This window comes from Arthrobacter sp. 05L421 (genome assembly GCF_056397785.1).
The window spans coordinates 42,492-62,613 of the sequence record NZ_JBFTOC010000004.1 but is presented as its reverse complement, the minus strand read 5'-3'; the positions used below and the strand labels follow the sequence as shown (position 1 = coordinate 62,613).

The 20,122-nt window shown below is 67.1% G+C and carries 20 protein-coding genes; 17 read left to right on the top strand and 3 right to left on the bottom strand.

Features of this window, described 5'->3' with window-relative positions; genetic code table 11:
- Positions 1–190: 190 nt before the first annotated feature.
- The 4 genes from AC1DKQ_RS06825 to dapF all read left to right on the top strand — a co-directional run bounded on the left by AC1DKQ_RS06825 (position 191) and on the right by dapF (position 4,414).
- Positions 191–661 (top strand): regulatory protein RecX, encoded by a 471-nt coding sequence (locus AC1DKQ_RS06825; protein ID WP_476883900.1) that lies wholly within the window; start codon positions 191–193, stop codon positions 659–661.
- 67 nt (positions 662–728) lie between these two features.
- Positions 729–2,363, top strand: a complete 1,635-nt coding sequence (gene miaB / locus AC1DKQ_RS06820) for a tRNA (N6-isopentenyl adenosine(37)-C2)-methylthiotransferase MiaB (RefSeq protein ID WP_476883899.1) — start codon at positions 729–731, stop codon at positions 2,361–2,363.
- A gap of 82 nt (positions 2,364–2,445) precedes the next feature.
- The gene (miaA, locus tag AC1DKQ_RS06815) at positions 2,446–3,381 is read left to right on the top strand and encodes a tRNA (adenosine(37)-N6)-dimethylallyltransferase MiaA (RefSeq protein WP_476918646.1); all 936 of its coding nucleotides are present in this window, start codon (positions 2,446–2,448) and stop codon (positions 3,379–3,381) included.
- A 79-nt stretch (positions 3,382–3,460) separates the two neighbouring features.
- A complete protein-coding gene (dapF, locus tag AC1DKQ_RS06810) occupies positions 3,461–4,414 on the top strand; it encodes a diaminopimelate epimerase (RefSeq protein WP_476918498.1) in 954 nt (317 codons plus the stop codon).
- On the opposite strand, the gene AC1DKQ_RS06805 is transcribed toward dapF, so the two are convergent.
- Complete coding sequence (locus AC1DKQ_RS06805; RefSeq protein WP_277525996.1) at positions 4,395–5,009, bottom strand: class I SAM-dependent methyltransferase; 615 nt, start codon at positions 5,007–5,009, stop codon at positions 4,395–4,397. The genes dapF and AC1DKQ_RS06805 overlap by 20 nt on opposite strands.
- Positions 5,010–5,579: 570 nt before the next feature.
- Between AC1DKQ_RS06805 and hflX the strand changes: the two genes are divergently transcribed.
- The gene (gene hflX, locus AC1DKQ_RS06800) at positions 5,580–7,187 is read left to right on the top strand and encodes a GTPase HflX (protein WP_476918497.1); all 1,608 of its coding nucleotides are present in this window, start codon (positions 5,580–5,582) and stop codon (positions 7,185–7,187) included.
- Between the two features lie 94 nt (positions 7,188–7,281).
- On the top strand, positions 7,282–9,369 hold the full coding sequence (locus AC1DKQ_RS06795; protein WP_476884026.1) for an ATP-dependent DNA helicase: 2,088 nt from the start codon (positions 7,282–7,284) through the stop codon (positions 9,367–9,369).
- A gap of 105 nt (positions 9,370–9,474) precedes the next feature.
- Here the strand turns inward: AC1DKQ_RS06795 and lexA are convergent, their stop codons facing one another.
- Positions 9,475–10,224 (bottom strand): transcriptional repressor LexA, encoded by a 750-nt coding sequence (lexA, locus tag AC1DKQ_RS06790; protein WP_476883896.1) that lies wholly within the window; start codon positions 10,222–10,224, stop codon positions 9,475–9,477.
- Between the two features lie 594 nt (positions 10,225–10,818).
- Between lexA and AC1DKQ_RS06785 the strand changes: the two genes are divergently transcribed.
- The 8 genes from AC1DKQ_RS06785 to AC1DKQ_RS06750 all read left to right on the top strand — a co-directional run bounded on the left by AC1DKQ_RS06785 (position 10,819) and on the right by AC1DKQ_RS06750 (position 17,131).
- On the top strand, positions 10,819–11,163 hold the full coding sequence (locus AC1DKQ_RS06785; RefSeq protein ID WP_476884025.1) for a LysM peptidoglycan-binding domain-containing protein: 345 nt from the start codon (positions 10,819–10,821) through the stop codon (positions 11,161–11,163).
- A 101-nt stretch (positions 11,164–11,264) separates the two neighbouring features.
- Positions 11,265–12,383, top strand: coding sequence for a histidinol-phosphate transaminase (locus AC1DKQ_RS06780; protein ID WP_476883895.1), 1,119 nt, complete (start codon positions 11,265–11,267; stop codon positions 12,381–12,383).
- 70 nt (positions 12,384–12,453) lie between these two features.
- Positions 12,454–13,080: an imidazoleglycerol-phosphate dehydratase HisB gene (gene hisB, locus AC1DKQ_RS06775; RefSeq protein WP_476883894.1), complete on the top strand. Its 627-nt coding sequence runs from the start codon at positions 12,454–12,456 to the stop codon at positions 13,078–13,080.
- Complete coding sequence (gene hisH, locus AC1DKQ_RS06770) at positions 13,077–13,844, top strand: imidazole glycerol phosphate synthase subunit HisH (RefSeq protein ID WP_476883893.1); 768 nt, start codon at positions 13,077–13,079, stop codon at positions 13,842–13,844. Before hisB ends, hisH begins: the two co-directional genes overlap by 4 nt.
- Complete coding sequence (locus AC1DKQ_RS06765) at positions 13,845–14,003, top strand: hypothetical protein (RefSeq protein WP_476883892.1); 159 nt, start codon at positions 13,845–13,847, stop codon at positions 14,001–14,003. It begins immediately after the preceding gene.
- Positions 14,004–14,046: 43 nt separating this feature from the next.
- A complete protein-coding gene (priA, locus tag AC1DKQ_RS06760; RefSeq protein WP_476883891.1) occupies positions 14,047–14,793 on the top strand; it encodes a bifunctional 1-(5-phosphoribosyl)-5-((5-phosphoribosylamino)methylideneamino)imidazole-4-carboxamide isomerase/phosphoribosylanthranilate isomerase PriA in 747 nt (248 codons plus the stop codon).
- A 13-nt stretch (positions 14,794–14,806) separates the two neighbouring features.
- The gene (locus AC1DKQ_RS06755) at positions 14,807–15,754 is read left to right on the top strand and encodes an SseB family protein (protein WP_476883890.1); all 948 of its coding nucleotides are present in this window, start codon (positions 14,807–14,809) and stop codon (positions 15,752–15,754) included.
- Positions 15,755–15,817: 63 nt separating this feature from the next.
- A complete protein-coding gene (locus tag AC1DKQ_RS06750; protein WP_476883889.1) occupies positions 15,818–17,131 on the top strand; it encodes an MFS transporter in 1,314 nt (437 codons plus the stop codon).
- 140 nt (positions 17,132–17,271) lie between these two features.
- Here the strand turns inward: AC1DKQ_RS06750 and AC1DKQ_RS06745 are convergent, their stop codons facing one another.
- Positions 17,272–17,658, bottom strand: a complete 387-nt coding sequence (locus AC1DKQ_RS06745; protein WP_476883888.1) for a DUF1844 domain-containing protein — start codon at positions 17,656–17,658, stop codon at positions 17,272–17,274.
- Positions 17,659–18,094: 436 nt separating this feature from the next.
- Between AC1DKQ_RS06745 and infC the strand changes: the two genes are divergently transcribed.
- From infC to rplT, 3 genes are all read left to right on the top strand, one after another.
- Complete coding sequence (gene infC / locus AC1DKQ_RS06740) at positions 18,095–19,183, top strand: translation initiation factor IF-3 (RefSeq protein ID WP_476883887.1); 1,089 nt, start codon at positions 18,095–18,097, stop codon at positions 19,181–19,183.
- Positions 19,184–19,298: 115 nt separating this feature from the next.
- A complete protein-coding gene (gene rpmI, locus AC1DKQ_RS06735; RefSeq protein WP_009358635.1) occupies positions 19,299–19,493 on the top strand; it encodes a 50S ribosomal protein L35 in 195 nt (64 codons plus the stop codon).
- Between the two features lie 121 nt (positions 19,494–19,614).
- Positions 19,615–20,085: a 50S ribosomal protein L20 gene (gene rplT / locus AC1DKQ_RS06730; RefSeq protein WP_476883886.1), complete on the top strand. Its 471-nt coding sequence runs from the start codon at positions 19,615–19,617 to the stop codon at positions 20,083–20,085.
- Positions 20,086–20,122 lie beyond the last annotated feature (37 nt).

The following is a 20,122-nucleotide window of genomic DNA, read 5'->3' as shown; positions in this document are numbered from 1 at the left end:
CCGTCAGAGGAACCCTGACTCGGACGGCGCTGGCGACCAGCGTGACGGTTCCGCCGGGTACAGTTCCGGCGGTTCCGGCGGGTACACTTCCCGCGGCTCTGGCGGTTCCCACGGTTCCCGCCGCTCAAAGGCGGCGCCGTCTCTGGAACTGGATCCAGACGCGGATCCGGCAGCAGTTGCTCGCGCCATCGTGTTGCGGCAGCTGACGACTTCGCCCAAGAGCCGGCTGCAGCTGGCGCGCAAGCTGGCCGAACGCAACGTTCCCGAGGACGTCGCCGAGGCCGTACTGGACCGCTTCGAGGAAGTGCGTCTGGTGGACGACGCCGAGTTTGCCGACATGTGGGTCCGCAGCAGGTCCCAAACACGCAAACTCGCCAAGGGTGCCCTGCGGCGCGAACTCGCGGACAAGGGCATCGACCCGGAAACCGCGGCCGGTGCGCTGGAACAGCTCAGCGACGCCGACGAAGAATCGGCGGCCCGTGAGCTCGTGGAGCGCAAGCTGCGGGGATTCACCGGCGGTGAGGACCGTGCGGAGCGCGACAAGGTCACCCGCCGCCTAGCGTCAATGCTGGCCCGCAAGGGATACCAGCCTTCGCTCGCCTTCCGGATCGTGGGCGAGGTCCTCGACGCTGTCATCGGCCGTGCGGAAGCCGGGGACTAAGGCCACCGATCAGGGGTCTTCGCAAGCCCGGCCACTGCCCGTGACCCATACCCGTTACCCTTAACAAGTGAGTTTTACCATTCCCTCCCCAGCAGCCGGCACCACTTCTCCAGCAACGCCTCCGGCAGTGCCGCCGGCAGCGACTCTGGCCATGCCACCAGCAGGGCCTGCGACATTCAGTGCAGACCCGGCTGCCGCAACGGAAACCTCGCGGCCAGCCCAGCCCCGCACCTACCAGGTGCGCACGTTCGGCTGCCAGATGAACGTGCACGATTCCGAGCGGATGGCCGGCATGCTGGAAGCCGCCGGCTATGTTCCGTCCGCCGGTGAGCTGGCTGACGTCGTGGTCTTCAACACCTGCGCGGTCCGGGAGAATGCCGACAACAAGCTGTACGGCAACCTCGGCATCCTCGCCCCGGTCAAGGCAGCCAATCCGGGAATGCAGATCGCCGTTGGCGGATGCCTCGCACAGAAGGACCGGGAGACCATCCTCAAGAAGGCGCCGTGGGTGGACGCCGTGTTCGGCACCCACAACGTCGGTGCCCTGCCGGCGCTGCTGGACCGGGCCCGCCACAACAACGAGGCCCAGCTCGAGATCCTCGAATCTCTGGACGTTTTTCCGTCCACTCTCCCCACCAAGCGGGACTCAGTCTATTCAGGCTGGGTATCGATCTCCGTGGGCTGCAACAACACCTGCACCTTCTGCATCGTCCCGGCCCTCCGGGGCAAGGAAAAGGACCGGCGCCCCGGCGAGATCCTGGCCGAAATCCAGGCACTCGTGGACGACGGCGCCATCGAAGTAACACTGCTGGGCCAAAACGTGAACTCCTACGGCGTCGAATTCGGTGACCGGCAGGCCTTCTCCAAGCTCCTGCGCGCCTGCGGCGACATCCCGGGCCTGGAGCGCGTCCGTTTCACCAGCCCGCACCCGGCCGCCTTCACTGACGACGTCATTGACGCCATGGCAGAGACCCCCAATGTCATGCCGCAGCTGCACATGCCCTTGCAGTCCGGCTCGGACAAAGTCCTCAAGGATATGAAGCGGTCCTACCGCTCCACCAAGTTCCTCGGCATCCTGGACAAGGTCCGCGAGAAGATTCCGCATGCCGCCATCTCCACGGACATCATCGTCGGGTTCCCCGGCGAGACCGAGGAGGACTTCCAGGCCACGCTCGACGTCGTGGAGAAGTCCCGGTTCGCCACTGCCTTCACCTTCCAGTACTCCAAGCGACCGGGCACGCCTGCCGCCGACCTGCCGGACCAGCTGCCCAAGGCCGTGGTCCAGGAACGCTTTGAGCGCCTTACCGCCCTGCAGGACCGGATTGCCGCGGAGGAAAACGCCCGGCAGCTCGGCCGCCGTGTCGAGGTCATGGTGACAGCCCAGTCGGGCCGTAAAGCCCAGGAAACCCACCGCCTCTCCGGCCGGTCCCAGGACCAGCGCCTGGTGCACTTCTCCGTGCCCGCCGGCGCCGAGGTGCCCCGGCCCGGCGACCTGGTGACCGTCACCATCACAGAGGCAGCGGCGTTCCACTTGGTCTCCGACCCTGCAACGGCCGACGACTACAGCCTGCGCCGGTCCCGTGCCGGTGACGCCTGGGACCGTTCCCAGGCAGATTCCTGCGGCGCCCCGGTCCCGGCCAGCGCGGCGGGCACCTCCGGTGTGTCGCTGGGCATGCCCAGCCTCCCGGTCCGTGGCCGCTAGCGCCTTGCCAGGCCCGCAGGGCACCGCCCTAGCCGATGCAGCCGCCACGGCCACGGCACAGCCGACTGAACGGCAGGATGCACTGCCAGGTGCGAGGCCGGCTGCACCGCCGGTGATCGCCGTCGTCGGCCCCACGGGGTCCGGCAAATCAGATCTGGCCGTCTCCCTCGCCCTCGAGCTCGACGGCGAAGTCATCAACGCCGACTCGATGCAGTTCTACCGCGGCATGGACATCGGCACCGCCAAGATCACCGACGCCGAACGCAGGGGCGTTCCCCATCACCTCCTGGACATACTGGACGTGACCGAGGAAGCATCCGTCTCGGACTTCCAGCAACGGGCACGTGCCCTGATCGCCGACATCCACAGCCGGGGGAAACGGGCCATCCTGGCCGGCGGCTCGGGACTCTACGTTCGAGCCGCGCTCGATGTCCTGGAGTTCCCCGGCACGGATCCGGACATCCGCCACCGGCTCGAGACGGAACTGGCCACGGCGGGACCTGCGCCGTTGCGGGAACGGCTGGAAGCAGTGGACCCCGTGTCGGCGGGCAGGCTGGGCGATGACCGCAGGATCATCCGCGCCCTGGAGGTCTTCGAACTCACCGGTCGCCCGTTCAGTTCCTTCATGCCGGCCCGCGAGTACTTCCAGCCCGCCGTCCAGATCGGCCTCGGCGTGGAACGGGAACTGCTGAGGGACCGCCTTGCCCAGCGCGTCCACGCGATGGTGGACCAGGGACTGCTGGACGAAGTGCGCCGGCTGGACGCCGCTGGGCTTCGCACCGGCAGAACCGCGCCACGCGCCCTCGGCTATGCCCAGTTCCTCCGGGTCCTCGACGGCGAATCCAGCCTGGAGCAGGCCGCGGACGAAACAATCATCGCCACCCGGCAGTTCGCGCGCCGCCAGCTGACCTGGTTCCGGGCCGATCCCCGGGTCACCTGGCTGGGCTGGCACGATCCTGACCTGGTGGCAGAGGCCGCCGCACTGTGCCGCACGGCGCCCGTTCCGCCGCCGGCGTAGCGTTCGTAACGGTCAGGGTATCTGTAACCGTCACGGTCACGGTGCCGGAGCGGTCAGGGCGGAACGGTAACCTTGGAGCATGGACGAATCCCAAGCCGTAGCCGCTGACCGCACTGCCGGCGATACCGCACCGCTCAGCGGTCTGAAGTTTTCCAAAGGCCACGGAACGGGCAACGACTTTGTCCTTATCGCAGACCCCAACGGCACACTCTCGCTCAGCCCCGAGCACGTCGCGGCGCTTTGCGACCGGCACCGCGGCATCGGCGGCGATGGACTGATCCGTGCCGTTCCTTCCCGGCTCCTGCCCGAGGGGCAGGAATTGCTGGCCGCGCACCCTGACGCCGAGTGGTTCATGGACTACCGCAACGGCGACGGCTCGCTGTCCGAGATGTGCGGCAACGGAGTCCGCGTCTTTGTGCACTTCCTCATCGCCGAAGGCCTCGTGGACCTTCCGGCAGGCGAGTCCCTCGTCATTGGAACCCGGGGCGGTGCCAAGACGATCGTGCGGACAGCTGCGGGCTACGCCGTGGACATGGGCCCCTGGGAGTTCATCTTCCCGGGCGAGGCCACCGCACGGGCCATGGATTCGCTCGTCAGCGCCGAGGGGCTCGAAGTTGCCCGGCCAGCCCTTTCTGTCAGCATGGGCAACCCGCACACGGTGGTGGCCCTGGCTGAGACCGCCGAACTCGAGGCCACGCAATTGTTCACGGCCCCCCGGGTGGACCCGACGCCGCCGCACGGCACCAACGTCGAATTCGTCGTGCCGTCCGAACCGCTGGTCCACGACGGCACCGGCACCATCACCATGCGGGTTCACGAGCGTGGGGTGGGGGAGACCCAGTCATGCGGTACCGGCGCCTGCGCCGCCGCCGTCGCTATTCGCCACTGGGCCGGCCAGGACGCACCGGACGCGTGGAACGTCCATGTTCCCGGCGGCGTCGTCGGCGTGAACTTCTTCCTGGGCCCGGAGGGGCACGAACACGTCGAACTCAGCGGCCCGGCTGTGATTGTCGCTAGCGGGACGCTTTCCTGACCCGAAGGATCCGGAACGACTTCGACGTGCTCTCCCGGGTCACGCTGAAGCTGGAGTCGAGCTCCGCCGCCAGCCAGCGCTGCAGCGAGTCCGAGCCGAGGTTCTTCTGCACCACGAGCCAGGCGGATCCACCCGGCGCCAGCCTGGGAATCCAAAGCCGCAAGAGCGCATGAAGCTCATCCTTGCCGATCCGGATCGGCGGGTTGGACCAGATAGTGTCAAAGCGCAGTTCGGGGTCCACGGCGTCCGGCGTGCTGGCGGTGACGTTGCTCAGCCCCAACAGCCCGGCGTTTTCGTTGGTGAGGGTCACGCAGCGTTCGTTCACGTCCACCGCGTAGACGTGGGCGTGCGGTGCCCGCAGGGCCATGGTCAGGGCGATCGGTCCCCAGCCGCAGCCGATATCCAGCAGGTTGCCCTGCGGCGCCGGAGCCGGAACGTCGGCGAGAAGTACGGCCGTTCCCTTGTCGATTCCGTCCGGGCTGAAGATCCCTGAGGACGTCTGCAGCCGGCGCGTTTCACCGGCAAGGTCCACGGTGAGCGGCTTGCGGGTAAAGGGCCCGGCCGGCTGGGCGCTGAAATAATGTGCAGACTCCATAATGGGCCAGATTAGTTGGCGGCCCACCCCCTTGGGAAACCGGGCGGGAGCCTTGACGTCTGCTAGGCTAAAAAACATGATCTTCATCTCCAAGTAGCCGGCACGGGCCTAGTCTCTCCCAGCAGCGACATCCCGTCCCCCCGGAGCGACGCAGGTAAACGCCTTCCGCTGAGTGCACCATCGCAAGGGTGAATTTTCTCACCCGCGGGGCACACGCACCACTTGGAATCCAGCCATTTTCCCGGGCACCTTGTTTTGCTGACACCGTGCTCCCTGGGCCGCTCCCGGGCCCGGCCTGGCGGACGGCTCCTACCTCCCTGTGATTTCTACAGGGAGCGTGTTCCACAGGCGCCGATCTCCACAATCTGTGGTTTCCCACAGCCGGGCGCATCTGTCTCTTCTACACTTCACCCAGCCACCGCTCCAGACGGAGCCAGCCCCGCCCCGGCACTGTTGCCGCGGGCATTCCAGGAGGCGTGCATGACCCCCCGCCGTCAGCCCAGCGCGAATACCGCCCCACAGAGCACCAATCGGCACTATTCTGAAAGTGCCGAACCCTTAAAGGAGACCATGACCAGCCACCCCAACACCGGACCCGATTCAGCAGCCCAGGACATGAGTCCTGAGGAGATTCAGGCTGTAATCGACCGGATCCTGTCCAAGGACACCCCGGCCCCGGGCGCAGGCCGTGGCAGCGGCCCCGGAACCGGCGCCAACGGAGGCGCCGGTGCGACCGGCAGCCCGACGTCGGTACTCGGCAAGGCGCAGGCCATCTCCCGCCTGGACGAGGTGTACACGAACTTCGACGGCGACCAGCAGGATCTCGAGGAACGCCACGCGCTGCGCCGCAAGGCGGGCCTGTCCACCGAACTCGAAGACGTCACCGAGGTCGAATACCGGCAGTTGCGCCTTGAGCGCGTCGTCCTGGCCGGCCTCTGGACCGAAGGCACCCTCGCGGATGCCGAGAACTCCCTGCGCGAACTCGCGGCCCTCGCCGAGACCGCCGGCTCCGAGGTCCTCGACGGACTCGTCCAGCGGCGGGCCAAGCCCGATCCCGGAACCTTCCTCGGCTCCGGAAAGGCGCAGGAACTGAAAGCCATCGTGGTGTCCACCGGCGCCGACACCGTAGTGGTCGACGCCGAATTGGCCCCGTCCCAGCGGCGCGGACTGGAAGACATCGTCAAGGTCAAGGTCATCGACCGCACGGCGCTGATCCTGGACATCTTCGCGCAGCATGCCAAGAGCCGCGAAGGCAAGGCGCAGGTGGAACTGGCGCATCTGGAATACCTGCTCCCGCGTCTGCGTGGCTGGGGCGAATCGATGTCCCGCCAGGCCGGTGGCCAGGTGGGCGGCGCCGGCGCCGGCATGGGCTCGCGTGGTCCCGGTGAAACCAAGATCGAACTGGACCGCCGCCGGATCCGCACCCGGATGGCCAAGCTGCGCCGCGAAATCGCCGCCATGAAGCCGGCCCGGGAAACGAAGCGGGCCAACCGCCGTCGTAATGCTGTCCCCTCGGTAGCGATCGCCGGATACACCAACGCCGGGAAGTCCTCGCTGCTGAACCGGCTCACCGACGCCGGGGTGCTGGTGGAAAACGCCCTGTTCGCCACCCTGGACCCCACCGTCCGCAAGGCCGAAACCGCTGACGGTCTGGGGTACACCCTGGCCGACACCGTGGGATTTGTCCGGTCCCTGCCCACCCAGCTCGTGGAGGCATTCCGCTCCACGCTCGAAGAGGTGGCCGACTCGGACCTCATCCTGCACGTCGTCGACGTCTCGCACCCGGATCCGGAAGGCCAGATCGCCGCTGTCCGGACCGTGTTCAGCGAAGTCGACGCGCGCAAGGTTCCGGAAATCATTGTCCTGAACAAGGCTGACGCCGCCGACCCGTTTGTGGTGGAACGGCTCAAGCAGCGCGAACCGCGCCACGTGGTGGTCTCAGCCCGCACCGGTGAAGGTATTCCGGAGCTGCTCAAGGCCATCAGCGACGGCATTCCGCGTCCCAGCGTGAAGCTTGAACTGCTGATCCCGTACAACCGCGGGGACCTGCTCAGCAAGCTCCACGAGACCGACGCCGAGATCCTCAGCCTCGACCACGAGGAAACCGGGACCCGAGCCGTGGTGATGGTGCGTGAAGGACTCGCCGCCGAACTGGATCCCTTCATCAGCAATGACTGAGGCTGCGGTGACCAAGGCCGACGCCGAACCCGCGGACGCCAAAGCGTCTGACGTTGAATTGGACGCCGCCGGACCTGCGGACGCGTCGGAGGACATGGAGCCTGCGGACGCATCGGCCGACTCCGACGGCGGCCCAGATTCAGTTGCTGGCGCGGCCGGCGAGGAGTTTGTGGTTGAACTGCTCGACCGTGCCGTGTCTGGCATGGGCGGCCAGAGCCGCGATGGCCAGCACGAAATGGCCCGGCAGGTGGTGCGCGCGATAGACAGCGGCGACCACCTGCTGGTCCAGGCCGGCACCGGCACCGGCAAATCCCTGGCGTACCTGATTCCGCTGATCGCCCATTCGCTGACCAGCAACAAGCCCACCCTGGTCTCGACCGCAACGCTGGCGCTGCAGACCCAGATCGTGGGCCGGGACCTGCCCAGGCTGCTCAAGACCATCACGCCTGCGCTGGCACGGCCGGTCAAGATCGCCCTGGTGAAGGGCCGGTCCAACTACGTGTGCCGGCACAAGCTCGAGGGCGGGTTCCCGTCCGAGGAACCTTCCGAGGGACAGCTGTTTTCCCTCGGGGAGGACACCAGCGTGCCGCATTTCGCCGCCGCACTTGGCGGGCCGTCCTCGCAAATGGGCAAGGAAGTCGTCCGCCTGCGCGAATGGGCCGAGGGGACCGCAACGGGGGACCGCGACGAGCTCATGCCCGGCGTCACGGACCGGGCCTGGCGCCAGGTCTCGGTCACCTCCATGGAGTGCCTCGGCGCGCAGAAGTGCCCGCTCGCGGCCGAATGTTTCAGCGAGCTTGCCCGGCAGAACGCCGCCGACGCCGACGTCGTGGTCACCAACCACGCCATGCTCGCCGTCAGCGCCTTCGAAGGCCTGGCGGTGCTGCCCGAGTACGACGTCGTGGTGGTAGATGAAGCGCACGAACTGCAGGACCGCGTCACGGGTGCTGTATCCGGTCAGCTCTCGGTGGCGATGGTGCACGCCGCCGCGTCCGGGGCCCGGAAGCACACGGGCATCACGGTGGACGCGCTGAACAATGCCGCCGCCCACCTGGAGCTGGCCATCGACGGCGTCCCGAGCGGGTTGATGCCTAACGGGCTGAACAGCGAGCAACTGGACTGCATCGACCAGCTCCGCGACGCGTGCCGCGCCGCCCTGTCTGATTCGAAGGGGGACAGCTCCGTGTCGGCCGACGGCGGACGCCAGCTGGCCCGGTCACGCCTGATGGTCATCCTGGAACTCTGTGAGCGCCTCTTGGCCGCGCGCGAAAACCGCGAAGTGGTGTGGTTCTCCCGCAACAGCAGCTTCGACCCGGCGCAGGGCTACTCCCAGCCGGACGAGAGCTCGCCGGCCTTGATCAATGTTGCCCCGTTGAGCGTCGCGGGGCGTCTGCGCGAGGGTTTGTTCGCGGACCACACCGTCATCCTGACCTCAGCCACGCTGGCTATCGGCGCTGCCTTCGAACCTGCTGCCGGCGGTCTTGGCCTCGTTGGCAACGGCGCCCCGAGCTGGACCGGCGTCGACGTCGGATCCCCCTTCGACTATCCGAAGCAGGGCATCCTCTACGTCGCCCGGCACCTGCCCAAGCCCGGCCGCGGAACGTCCCCCGAGGCCTTGGACGAACTCGAGAAGCTGATCCGCGCTTCCGGCGGCGGTGCCTTGTGCCTGTTTTCCTCCCGGCGCGCAGCGGAGGAAGCCGCGGAGGCCATGCGGCCCCGACTGGGCCTCAGCATCCTGTGCCAGGGGGAGTCGACCATGACGGCGCTCGTGCGGCAGTTTGCGGACGAGCCGGACACCTGTTTGTTCGGCACGATGTCCCTCTGGCAGGGCGTCGACGTTCCCGGAGTGTCCTGCCGGCTGGTGGTCATTGACCGGATACCGTTCCCGCGGCCGGACGATCCGCTGATGACGGCACGCTCGCGGGCCGTCGCCCAGGCCGGCGGCAACGGCTTCATGTCCGTCTCGGCCACGCACGCCGCCATTCGGCTCGCGCAGGGCGCCGGACGGCTGATCCGCTCGACGTCGGACAAGGGAGTTGTGGCGGTGCTGGATTCGCGGCTATCCACGGAGCGCTACGGCGGATTCCTCCGCGCCGCGCTGCCGCCGTTCTGGCCCACCACCGATTCGTCGATAGCCATGGCGGCCTTGGAGCGCCTGGCGAAGGACTCCGCGAAGGGCTGAGTCCCAAGCTGAACCAGGAGCCGACCATCCTCGATGACGCGGCGACTCTGAGGGCCGGCGACTCTGAGGGCTGGCGACTCTGCCAGGGCGGCCCGACAGGGACGGCTAAAGGGAGCGGAGTACCGAGACGACCTTGCCCATGATGACGGCGTGGTCACCGAGGATTGGCTCGTACTGGGTGTTTTGCGGCAACAGCCAGGTGTGGCCGTCCCGCTGGCGGAAGGTCTTGACCGTGGCTTCGTCGTCCAGCAGTGCGGCAACGATGTCGCCGTTCACGGCATCACCCTGGCGGCGGACAACCACCCAGTCGCCGTCGCAGATGGCGGCATCGATCATCGAGTCGCCCGCCACCTTGAGCATGAAGAGTTCGCCATGGCCCACGAGCTGTCGGGGCAGCGGCATGACATCCTCCACCACCTGGTCCGCGAGGATCGGCCCGCCGGCGGCGATGCGTCCGACAAGCGGCACCATTGCAGTGTCCGTGGCGCTGGCGAGTTCAGTCACTGACAGGCCGCCGACGGCCCGCAGGCCACTGGACTTCTCGACACCCGAAATCGGGGTGGTTCCCTCGTCCAACGTCAGCGGCATGAGCACTTCCATAGCCCGCGGGCGCTTCGGATCGCGCCGCAGGTAGCCGAGCTTTTCAAGCTGGGAGAGCTGATGGGTCACGCTCGACAGGCTGGCCAATCCGACGGTGTCGCCGATCTCGCGCATGGACGGCGGGTAGCCCTTGTCCGTGACGGACCGCTGGATGGTCTCCAGGATTTTCTTTTGCCGGGGGGTGAGGCTCTTGGGCGCCCGGGCGGGCTGCGGGCTCCGTGAGGTGGCCCTGCCGCCGGTGGCTTGTGCTGCCATGTTCGCCAATGCCTTTCCGTTCCACCCGGCTGCCGTGGCTGCTGTCACCGGGAACTTCCGGTCTGAAATGTCAGACCCTGCTGATCAACTACTGATGATGTCCCGCAGGGAGTTCATCAGTGGTTGTCCTGTCCCTCAAAAATAGGCCAGCCGCAAGGCTTTTTCAAACATTTGTTCTAGCGAGTCTCGACATCGTTCGTTAGTAAGTGCTAAAACAGAACAAGCAGAGTTCGAATATGTGTTCGAGTTTCGAGTTTTCACTTCGGATCTGGTGTTCGGTTCTATGTTCGAAGGTTCGGCCGGTTGGCGGCGAGTACGTGGAGTACGCCGGGCGGCACCGTATGGTCCAGGAGGGCTCAGTTCATGTCAGCTTCAAACGCGTTTCAAGGCACGTTCGTTCAGGGTGTCACGAATCACCACCGCAGTGCAGGTGCCAGTGGGGTGGCGGATTTCGGCAGCATCGACCAGGGCAACATCGGCCACGGAGGTGTCGGCCAGGGAGGTGCCGACCGGGGAAGCGTCCGTCACGGCAATGTGTACCCGCTCAACGCCGGCCCCCGCATTTCCCCGACGTCGCCTGCACCGCGAGGGGCGATGGCCGCTGGTTCCGCCGGCCGGCCGAAGCAAGCGCCGCTGCGGCTCACCCGGCGCGGACGCTTCGTCTTCTTCGGCGTCCCGCTGATCCTGCTGACGGCGCTCATTCTGTCATTCAGTGGATTCCTCAACGCGCCTGCGAAGGCGGCGGATTCCGCGGATCAGCTCTCGGTGACGCCGACCATTACCGTCACGGTGCAGCCGGGGGAGTCCCTCTGGGCCATTGCAGGGTCCGTGGCCCCGGACCGGGATCCCCGCGACGTCGTGGCCGATATCGTGCAGCTGAACAACCTGGACGCCGCGCGTGTGCTGCCGGGCCAGCAGCTGTTCGTCCCGTCCAAATAGAGTCTGGCAAGCCAAGTACCTGCCCCCAACTAACCTCCCCCAATTGCCGTCGCAGGCGTCACAGTTTCAGCGCCCGTGCCGCTACCACTTAAACTGGTCGAGTGACTGACCAGCTTGAGCGCCTCAACCGACTGCCCCTCCGAACCAATCTGCGTGGCCTGCGTCCGTATGGCGCACCGCAGCTGGACGTCCCTATCCTGCTCAACGTCAACGAGAACACCCATGGCGTTCCGGCCGATGTCCGCGCGGCAATCACCGAGGCCGTCAGCGCCGCCGCCGCAGGGCTGAACCGGTATCCGGACCGCGAGTTCACCGAATTGCGCGAAGCCCTCGCCGAATACCTTGGCCATGGCCTGGACGCGGAGAATATCTGGGCCGCGAACGGTTCCAACGAAGTCCTTCAGCAGATCCTCCAGGCATTCGGCGGCCCCGGCCGGACGGCCCTTGGGTTTCCTCCCACGTATTCGATGTACCCGCTGCTGGCCTCCGGCACGGACACCGAATACATCGTCGGTGCCCGAGCGGCGGACTACGGGCTCAGCGCGGAATCGGCGGCCCGGCAGGTCCGCGAGCTGCAGCCCAACATCGTTTTCCTCTGCTCCCCGAACAACCCCACCGGCACGGGGCTGGGGCTTGATGTCGTCGAGGCCGTCTATGACGCCGGCGAGGCCAGTCAAACCATCGTGATCGTGGACGAGGCTTACCACGAGTTCGCCCACGACGGCACGCCCAGCGCCCTCACCCTGTTGCCCGGCCGGGAACGGCTCATCGTCTCGCGCACCATGAGCAAGGCCTTCGCCCTCGCCGGCGCGCGGCTCGGCTACATGGCCGCGGCCCCGGAGGTCGCGGACGCCCTGCGCCTGGTCCGTCTCCCGTACCACCTCTCCGCCATCACCCAGGCCGCGGCCCTGGCCGCCCTGCGCCACCGGGGGGCACTCATGGCGGACGTCGAGGACATCAAACGCCAGCGCGACAGGATCGTCTCCGAACTGACGCGGCTGGGGCTGAGGCCGGCCGCCTCCGATTCCAACTACGTGTTCTTCGGCGGTCTGGAGAATCCCCACGAGGTCTGGCAGGGCATGCTGGACGCCGGTGTCCTCATCCGCGACGTCGGCATTCCGGGGCACCTTCGCGTGACCGCCGGCACTGAGACGGAAACCACAGCCTTCCTTGAGGCCCTTGAAAGCATCCTGAACGGCTCCGCAAAGCCGCAGGCCTAGACTTGGTGGGGAGCCCGCGCGCCCCGCCGCACTGCCCAACACCCTGCCTTCTTCCAAAGGACACATCTACATGAGCAACATGGGATCCACCGCCGCCGAGGGCCGGACCGCACGCATGGAACGGACCACCACTGAGTCCTCGGTCCTGGTCGAGATCAACCTGGACGGCACCGGCGTTTCAGACATCAGCACGTCGGTCCCGTTCTATGACCACATGCTGACAGCCCTCAGCAAGCACTCCCTGATTGACATGACCGTCAAGGCCACCGGTGATACCCACATCGATGTGCACCACACTGTCGAGGACGTGGCCATCACGTTCGGCGAGGTGCTGCGGACCGCCCTGGGCAACAAGGCCGGAATCCGCCGGTTCGGCGAGGCCACCGTGCCCCTGGATGAGGCCCTCGCGCAAGCCGTCGTGGACGTCTCCGGCCGTCCCTACCTGGTCCACGCCGGGGAGCCGGCAGGCCAGGAATACCACCTGATCGGCGGCCACTTCACGGGCTCCCTGACCCGTCACGTCTTCGAGGCGATCACACTGCACGCCGGGATCTGCCTGCACATGAACGTCACCGCCGGGCGCGACCCCCACCACATCGTCGAGGCCCAGTTCAAGGCCTTTGCCCGGGCGCTGCGCGCAGCCGTCGAACCGGATCCCCGCGTCGAGGGCATCCCGTCCACAAAGGGTGCCTTGTGAGCGCCCCGCTGCTCCGCGACGGGGCCATCATCGATCCCGCCGCCGCGACCAAGCCGGTGTCCCCGGAGGGAAAGCCCACTGTTACGGTGCTGGACTACGGCTCCGGGAATGTCCGGTCCGCCGTCCGCGCGCTGGAGCGGGCAGGCGCCGAAGTCATCCTCAGTTCCAAGCCCGAAGACGTCCTTAACGCCGACGGCCTCGTCGTCCCCGGTGTCGGCGCCTTCGAAACCGTCATGCGCGAACTCAAAGCTGTTGACGCCATCCGCATGATCGGCCGCCGTGTCGCAGGAGGCCGCCCCGTGCTGGCCATCTGCGTTGGGCTCCAGGTGTTGTTCGAGGCCGGCGTCGAGCACGGCACCGAAGCGGAGGGCATGGGGGAGTGGCCTGGCAAGGTGGAGCTGCTGCCTGCCGACGTCGTGCCGCACATGGGCTGGAACACCGTCTCCGTCCCTGAGGGGTCCAAGCTGTTCGCCGGAGTCGAGGGCGAGCGCTTCTACTTCGTACACTCCTACGGTGTCCAGCAGTGGGACTTCGACGTCATCCAGCCGCGGATGGCCGCGCCGCTGGTCACCTGGTCCGACCACGGTGCCCCGTTCATCGCGGCTGTGGAAAACGGCCCGCTGTGCGCCACCCAGTTCCACCCAGAGAAGTCCGGCGACGCCGGCGCCCGGCTGCTGCGCAACTGGGTCCAGGGCCTCCGCCCCGCATCCCCGGAACAAACCGCATCCCCGGAACAAACCGCCGCCCCGGAACGGACCGCCTAGATGTGGTCCCTGGTACTGATGGGCGTCGCAGGCCTGCTGGTTGGCGGCGCGATCTCCTTCCGGCAGCAGAAAAGTCCGCTCTGGGTGCAGATCGTTTTCTACGTCCTGGCCGGAATGTCGCTGCTGGCCGCCTTCCTCCTGACCCTGCCGGCGTCCTGACGGCCCCGCTCCCACCTACCATCCCCAAGCTGAGGACTCCACGATGACCACCGAAACCCCGCTGCCCGTACTTGAGCTCCTGCCCGCCGTCGATGTCGTCAACGGCCAGGCCGTCCGGCTCGTCCAGGGCGAAGCCGGCAGCGAGACGAGCTACGGCACCCCGCTGGAGGCCGCCCTCAACTGGCAGCAGCAGGGGGCCGAGTGGGTGCACCTGGTCGACCTGGACGCCGCGTTCGGGCGCGGCTCCAACGCCGAACTCCTGCGCGAGGTGGTTGGGCGGCTCGACATTAAGGTGGAGCTCTCCGGCGGACTGCGCGACGACGAATCTCTCGAGAAGGCCCTCAGCCTCGGCGTCGCCCGCGTGAACCTGGGCACCGCGGCACTGGAGAACCCGGACTGGACGGCCCGGGTGATCGAACGCTTCGGCGACAAGATCGCCGTCGGCCTGGATGTCCGCGGCACCACCCTCGCCGGCCGGGGCTGGACCAAGGAAGGCGGGGACCTCTGGGAGGTGCTCGGCCGCCTCGAGGACGCCGGCTGCGCCCGGTACGTCGTGACCGATGTGACCAAGGACGGCACCCTCCAGGGCCCCAACGTCGAGCTCCTTCGCCAGATGGTCGAAAAGACAGGCAAGCCGGTGGTCGCTTCCGGCGGCATTTCCAGCCTTGAGGACCTCCTGGTCCTGCGTTCCCTGGTGCCGCTCGGGGTCGAAGGCGCCATCATCGGCAAAGCCCTCTACAACGGCAACTTCACACTGCCTGAGGCCCTCGACGCCGCCGGCCGCCGCTAGGCTGTCCGTGCCCATGACGCACACCGAGAATCCTCACGGCCCCCACGATGCAGTGCAGACGGGCACCGGGGCGGGGCCCGTCCGGCATCTGCCCGGACACATCGCGGCCGCCCTGGCCGGCTCCGGCGGGGCCACCGACTCCGCCGGCCAGCCCTGGGCAGGCCGCAGCCTGGCCGGCGATGACGCAAAGATCCACAATTTCGAGGACGACGACGGCACCGCCGACGCCGGATACCTTGCCGCCTTGGCCGATCTCGCCGCGGGCACGGGCGACGAGGCGGCCGTGGTGGCCGCGCTTGCCACCGCAAGGGTATTCGTGCCAATCCTCGCCCAGCTCGCCGAAGAGGGCGAAGCCGCCGCCGGGGCGCACGGGGACCAGCTGCACGGTGATAATCTTCGCTCCGACAAACAGGCAGACATGGCCCTCGTGACGCTCAAGGCGCCCGACGGGCGGACGGCCATGCCGGTGTTCACCTCGGCGGCGTCATTGACAGCGTGGCATCCGGAGGCCAGGCCGGTCGCCGTGTACGCGGCCCGGGCGGCCCTGTCCGCGGTCGCGGAAGGCGCCGAGTTGCTGGTGCTCGATCCCGGCTCCGAGCTGACGTTCGTGGTGCGCCGGCCGGCGGTTTGGGCCCTCGCCCAGCAGCAGGCCTGGACGCCGTCGTACGCCGACCCCGACCTCGCCGCGGCCCTCGGGGAGAGCGCAGTTAGCTTTCCTGCGGTCCGCCGTGGTGAAATTCATCCGGGGGGAGGAGTTGCCACGGCCACGGCCGATGGCAAGCGGCTCCCCGGTGGGGGAGCCGGCCCGGAACTCCGGGTGGTCCTCTACCTTGAAGACGGGCTCGACGCCGCCGGCGTGCAGTCCATTGTCGCTGGCCTCAACAACGCCTGGGCCCGGAATGAAATCTTTGCCGAGCGGGTTGATTCGATCGAGGTCAAGCTGCAGCGCGCAGCACCATAGCTTTCGGCCCAACGGGGGGACTTCCCGGTGCTGCCGTGGGCAGTACCAGAAGGAAGTAGTTTCGTGAATTTCGCGCTTTACCGTCAGCTGCTGGCCGTTCGGCCCATCCGGCGACTCCTGCTGGTTGGCATGATCGCCCGCGTACCGCACTCGGCGGCCGGAGTCTTGCTGACCCTGCACATCGTCCTGACCCTCGGCCAGGGCTACGCGGCCGCCGGCGCGGCCGCCGCCGTGATGACGATCGGAATCGCCGTCGGCGCCCCCTGGCGCGGGCGCCGGGTCGACACGGTGGGGCTGCGTAAGGCGCTCATCCCGTCTGTCGTCTCCGAGACCGTGATCTGGTCGATTGTCCCGCACGTCTCCTACGAGGTGCTGCTGCCCCTGGTGTTCGTCGGAGGCCTGCTGACCCTGCCCATCTTCAGCGTGGTGCGGCAGTCCCTCGGCGTGCTCGCCCCCTCGGAACAGCGCCGCACGGCCTTCACCCTGGACGCCATCGCCACCGAACTGGTCTTCATGATCGGCCCCGCTGTCGGAGCCGTCGTCGCCACCAGCGGCCAGTCCGTCCTGGGCCTGACAGTCGTGGGAGTTGCAACATCCGTATCGGGACTCTTCCTCATGTGGTTCAACCCGCCCACCCGGAGTGCTTCTCCCGACGCCGGGCTCGAAGCACAGGAGCTGGAATGCGCGGAAGCCGCCGTCGTTGCCGCCGCCCCGGCCCACCTGCAGGAAGCCGCGGCCGAACTGGCGCCCCTGGCAGCCGCAGCCGAGGAACGGCGCCGGCGGGGCTCCGGCCTGCGACACAGAGTCATCCACAACTTCAGCTGGTTCACCGCCGCCGTGGCCTCCGTATTCGCCGTCGCGGCCGGTGCGGGCATGGTCCTCAGCGGCACCGACGTCGGCATCGTCGCGGCCCTCCAGACCGGCGGCCACCAGGCCGAAATCGGCCTCGTGTTCCTGTTCTGGTGCGCGGCCTCGGTGGTGGGCGGCATCCTCTACGGCGCCATGCACCGGCCCATCTCCCCGATCCTCCTGTTGCTGGGGATGTCAGCGCTGACAGTCCCGATGGCCTTCGCGACCGACGTCTGGACGCTCAGCCTGCTCGCGTTGCTGCCGGGTCTGCTGTGCGCGCCGGTGTTGTCCGCAGCCTCGGAAAAGGTGGCCGAACTGGTCGATGAAAGCCGCCGCGGCGAGGCCATGGGCTGGTACGGTTCATCGCTCACCGGGGGAGTAGCCCTGGGTGCGCCGCTGGCGGGGCTGTTCATCGACCTCATCGGCCCCTCGGCCGGCTTCGTGTCCGTGGGGCTGGCGGGAGTGACTCTCTGCCTGGTGGGACTCGTCCTACAGCGGGTGCGGCGCCGCCGGCTGGCCCACGTATGACTGTCCGCTGTCGCCGTTTGCGGCCCGCGAGCCGGATAGCGCGGGCGTTAACGACGGCGGCGGGCGGACCGAAGTGGTCCGCCCGCCGCCGCTTTATGGCTGATGCCTATCCTTAGTTGGCTGTGCTTAGCTGCCTGTGCTTAGTTGACCGGGCCGGTGTACTTCTCGCCCGGACCCTTGCCCGGAGCATCCGGAATGATCGATTCCTCACGGAAGGCCAGCTGGAGCGAGCGGAGTCCATCGCGCAACGGTCCTGCGTGCTGGGAGCCGATTTCCGGCGCCGCCGCAGTCACCAGCCCGGCAAGGGCGGTGATCAGTTTCCGGGCCTCGTCCAGGTCCTTGAGTTCCTGGGCATTTTCCTCGGCGGCGAGGCCGAGCTTTACCGCGGCGGCGCTCATCAGGTGCACGGCGGCTGTGGTGATGACCTCGATTGCGGGGACTTCTGAGATGTCGCGGATCTGCTGCGAGACGTCGGCCTGGGCGGCTGCGGGCTCGAAGACGTGGGAATTACCTTCTGATGTGCTCATGCTGGTAAGCTTGTCACAGACCGACTAAATGTCGTTATTCTCAGGCTTTTATAGAATGCAGTGCTTCTGGCTGAACTTTGAGCCCGAAATGGCGCCCGGCGACGCACATGTGCGTCGAACGGGTATCTTTCTGTAGAGTTGACTTTTAGTTTGCAAGCGGAGTTCTCTCCCACCCGCGTCAGCCGCGAAACTTCCTTCGGGAAGCCCCTCCCCTCTGGGAGTCAAGGTTGCCGGGTACCTGGTCGGGCACATCCTCGGACTCCGGTCCGGAGGAAAGTGCATGCCGCCTCATTGAGGGCGGCAGCTCCGATCTCGAGGCCTTCGATTGCTCCGGCAATTGGGGGCCTTCTCTTTTTGCCGGTGGAATACCCCTCACGAACACAGGAGCTTTAACATTAGCGAGCCAAGAATCAATGAGCGTATCCGCGTCCCCGAGGTGCGGCTGGTCGGCCCTGCAGGCGAGCAAGTAGGCGTTGTCCGTATTGAGGATGCCCTGCGTTTGGCTGCCGAGTCCGATCTTGATCTCGTTGAAGTTGCACCGCAGGCCAAGCCTCCGGTGTGCAAGCTGATGGACTTCGGCAAGTACAAGTACGAAGCCGCCGTCAAGGCACGCGAGGCCCGGAAGAATCAGACCAACACGGTCCTGAAGGAAATCCGCTTCCGCCTGAAGATCGACACGCATGACTACGAGACGAAGCGCGGCCACGCCCTCCGCTTCCTCGGTGCCGGTGACAAGGTCAAGGCCATGATCCAGTTCCGCGGCCGTGAGCAGCAGCGCCCCGAGATGGGTATCCGTCTGCTCCAGCGTTTCGCGGACGACGTCGCCGAAGTCGGCGTTGTGGAGTCCAGCCCGCGGATCGATGGCCGCAACATGGTCATGGTGGTGGGCCCGCTGAAGAACAAGGCAGAAGCCAAGGCTGAGGCCCGCCGTGCATCGCAGCGGGCGGAAGCCAAGGCGGAGAACGAAGCCAAGGCTTCGGGTGGAGGCCGCGTTGATACGTCCGGCCCCGAAGCGCCCCTGACGCAGTCGCTCGCCGATCTGCTGCCGGAAGGCTACCAGGTCCGGACTGAGGCAACGGCGACCGAGGCTGAGGCTCCGGCAACGGAAGCTCCGGCCAGCGAAGAAGCCAAGGCCGAAGAGACCACGCAGGCCCCGGTCGAGGAGACCAAGGCCGACGAGGCCCCGGTCCAGGAAGCACCCAAGGAAGCTGCCCCCAAGGCGGCCGAGAAGCCGGCGGCAGCCAAGGCTCCGGCGGCTCCGAAGGCTGAAAAGCCCGTGGCCGCCAAGGCAGCCGAGGCTCCGAAGGCGGCCGAGAAGCCGGCAGCAGCCAAGGTTCCCGCGGCTCCGAAGGCCGCTCCGGCCAAGGCTCCCGAGGAAAAGGCAGCCGCTCCGGCCACTCCGGCGGCAGCACCGAAGCCGGTTGCTGCTCCGAAGCCGGTGCCGAGGCCTTCAGCGCCGAAGCCCGCTGCACGGCCGGCCGCCCCCCGGGCTGCCGCCAAGCCTGGCAGCAAGAAGACCAACTAGTTCACGGCTGCCGGACAGCAATGTCCGGCAGTAGGCAACCAGCATGCCGCCCGCAGGGGCGGCTGCACGAAAGAGCTGCAGACTTTTCTGCGGATACGTAAGGAGATCGGTTCCCATGCCGAAGATGAAGACCCACAGCGGTGCTAAGAAGCGCTTCAAGCTGACCGGTAGCGGCAAGCTGCGCCGCCAGCAGGCCAACCGCCGCCACTACCTGGAGCACAAGTCCTCCCGGCTGACCCGTCGCCTTGCCGGCGACAAGATCGTCTTCAAGGGCGACGCCAAGGTCATCCGGAAGATGCTCGGCATCTAAGTTCCAAGTTTTCTGACTGTTCGCCGCCTGGCAGCAGTCAACTACCAAAAAGGCTTCTCAGGCCAGCCGGACCGATCCGGCAGTAGACGCTTGGGATCAGAATTTTCTAAGGAGTACGCACGTGGCACGTGTGAAGAGGGCGGTTAACGCCCACAAGAAGCGCCGGGTTATCCTCGAACGCGCAAAGGGCTACCGCGGACAGCGTTCACGCCTGTACCGCAAGGCAAAAGAGCAGCTGCTGCACTCGTTTGTGTACAGCTACGGTGACCGCAAGAAGAAGAAGGGCGACTTCCGCCGTCTTTGGATCCAGCGCATCAACGCTGCATCCCGCGCCAACGGCCTGACCTACAACCGACTGATCCAGGGCCTGAAGGCCGCTGAGGTTGAGGTTGACCGCCGTATGCTGGCCGAGCTGGCCGTTTCCGACGCCAACGCCTTCGCCGCGCTGGTCCAGGTCGCCAAGGACTCGCTGCCCGCCGACACGTCCGCTCCGGCCGTCCAGGCTGAGGCCGCTCCGGCTCCGAAGGCTGCCAAGAAGGCTCCCGCGAAGAAGCCTGCTGCCAAGAAGGCTGACGCCGAGGCCGCAAAGTAGTACTGCCGTAGTCGAAAGACTGCTTCGTTCAAGAACC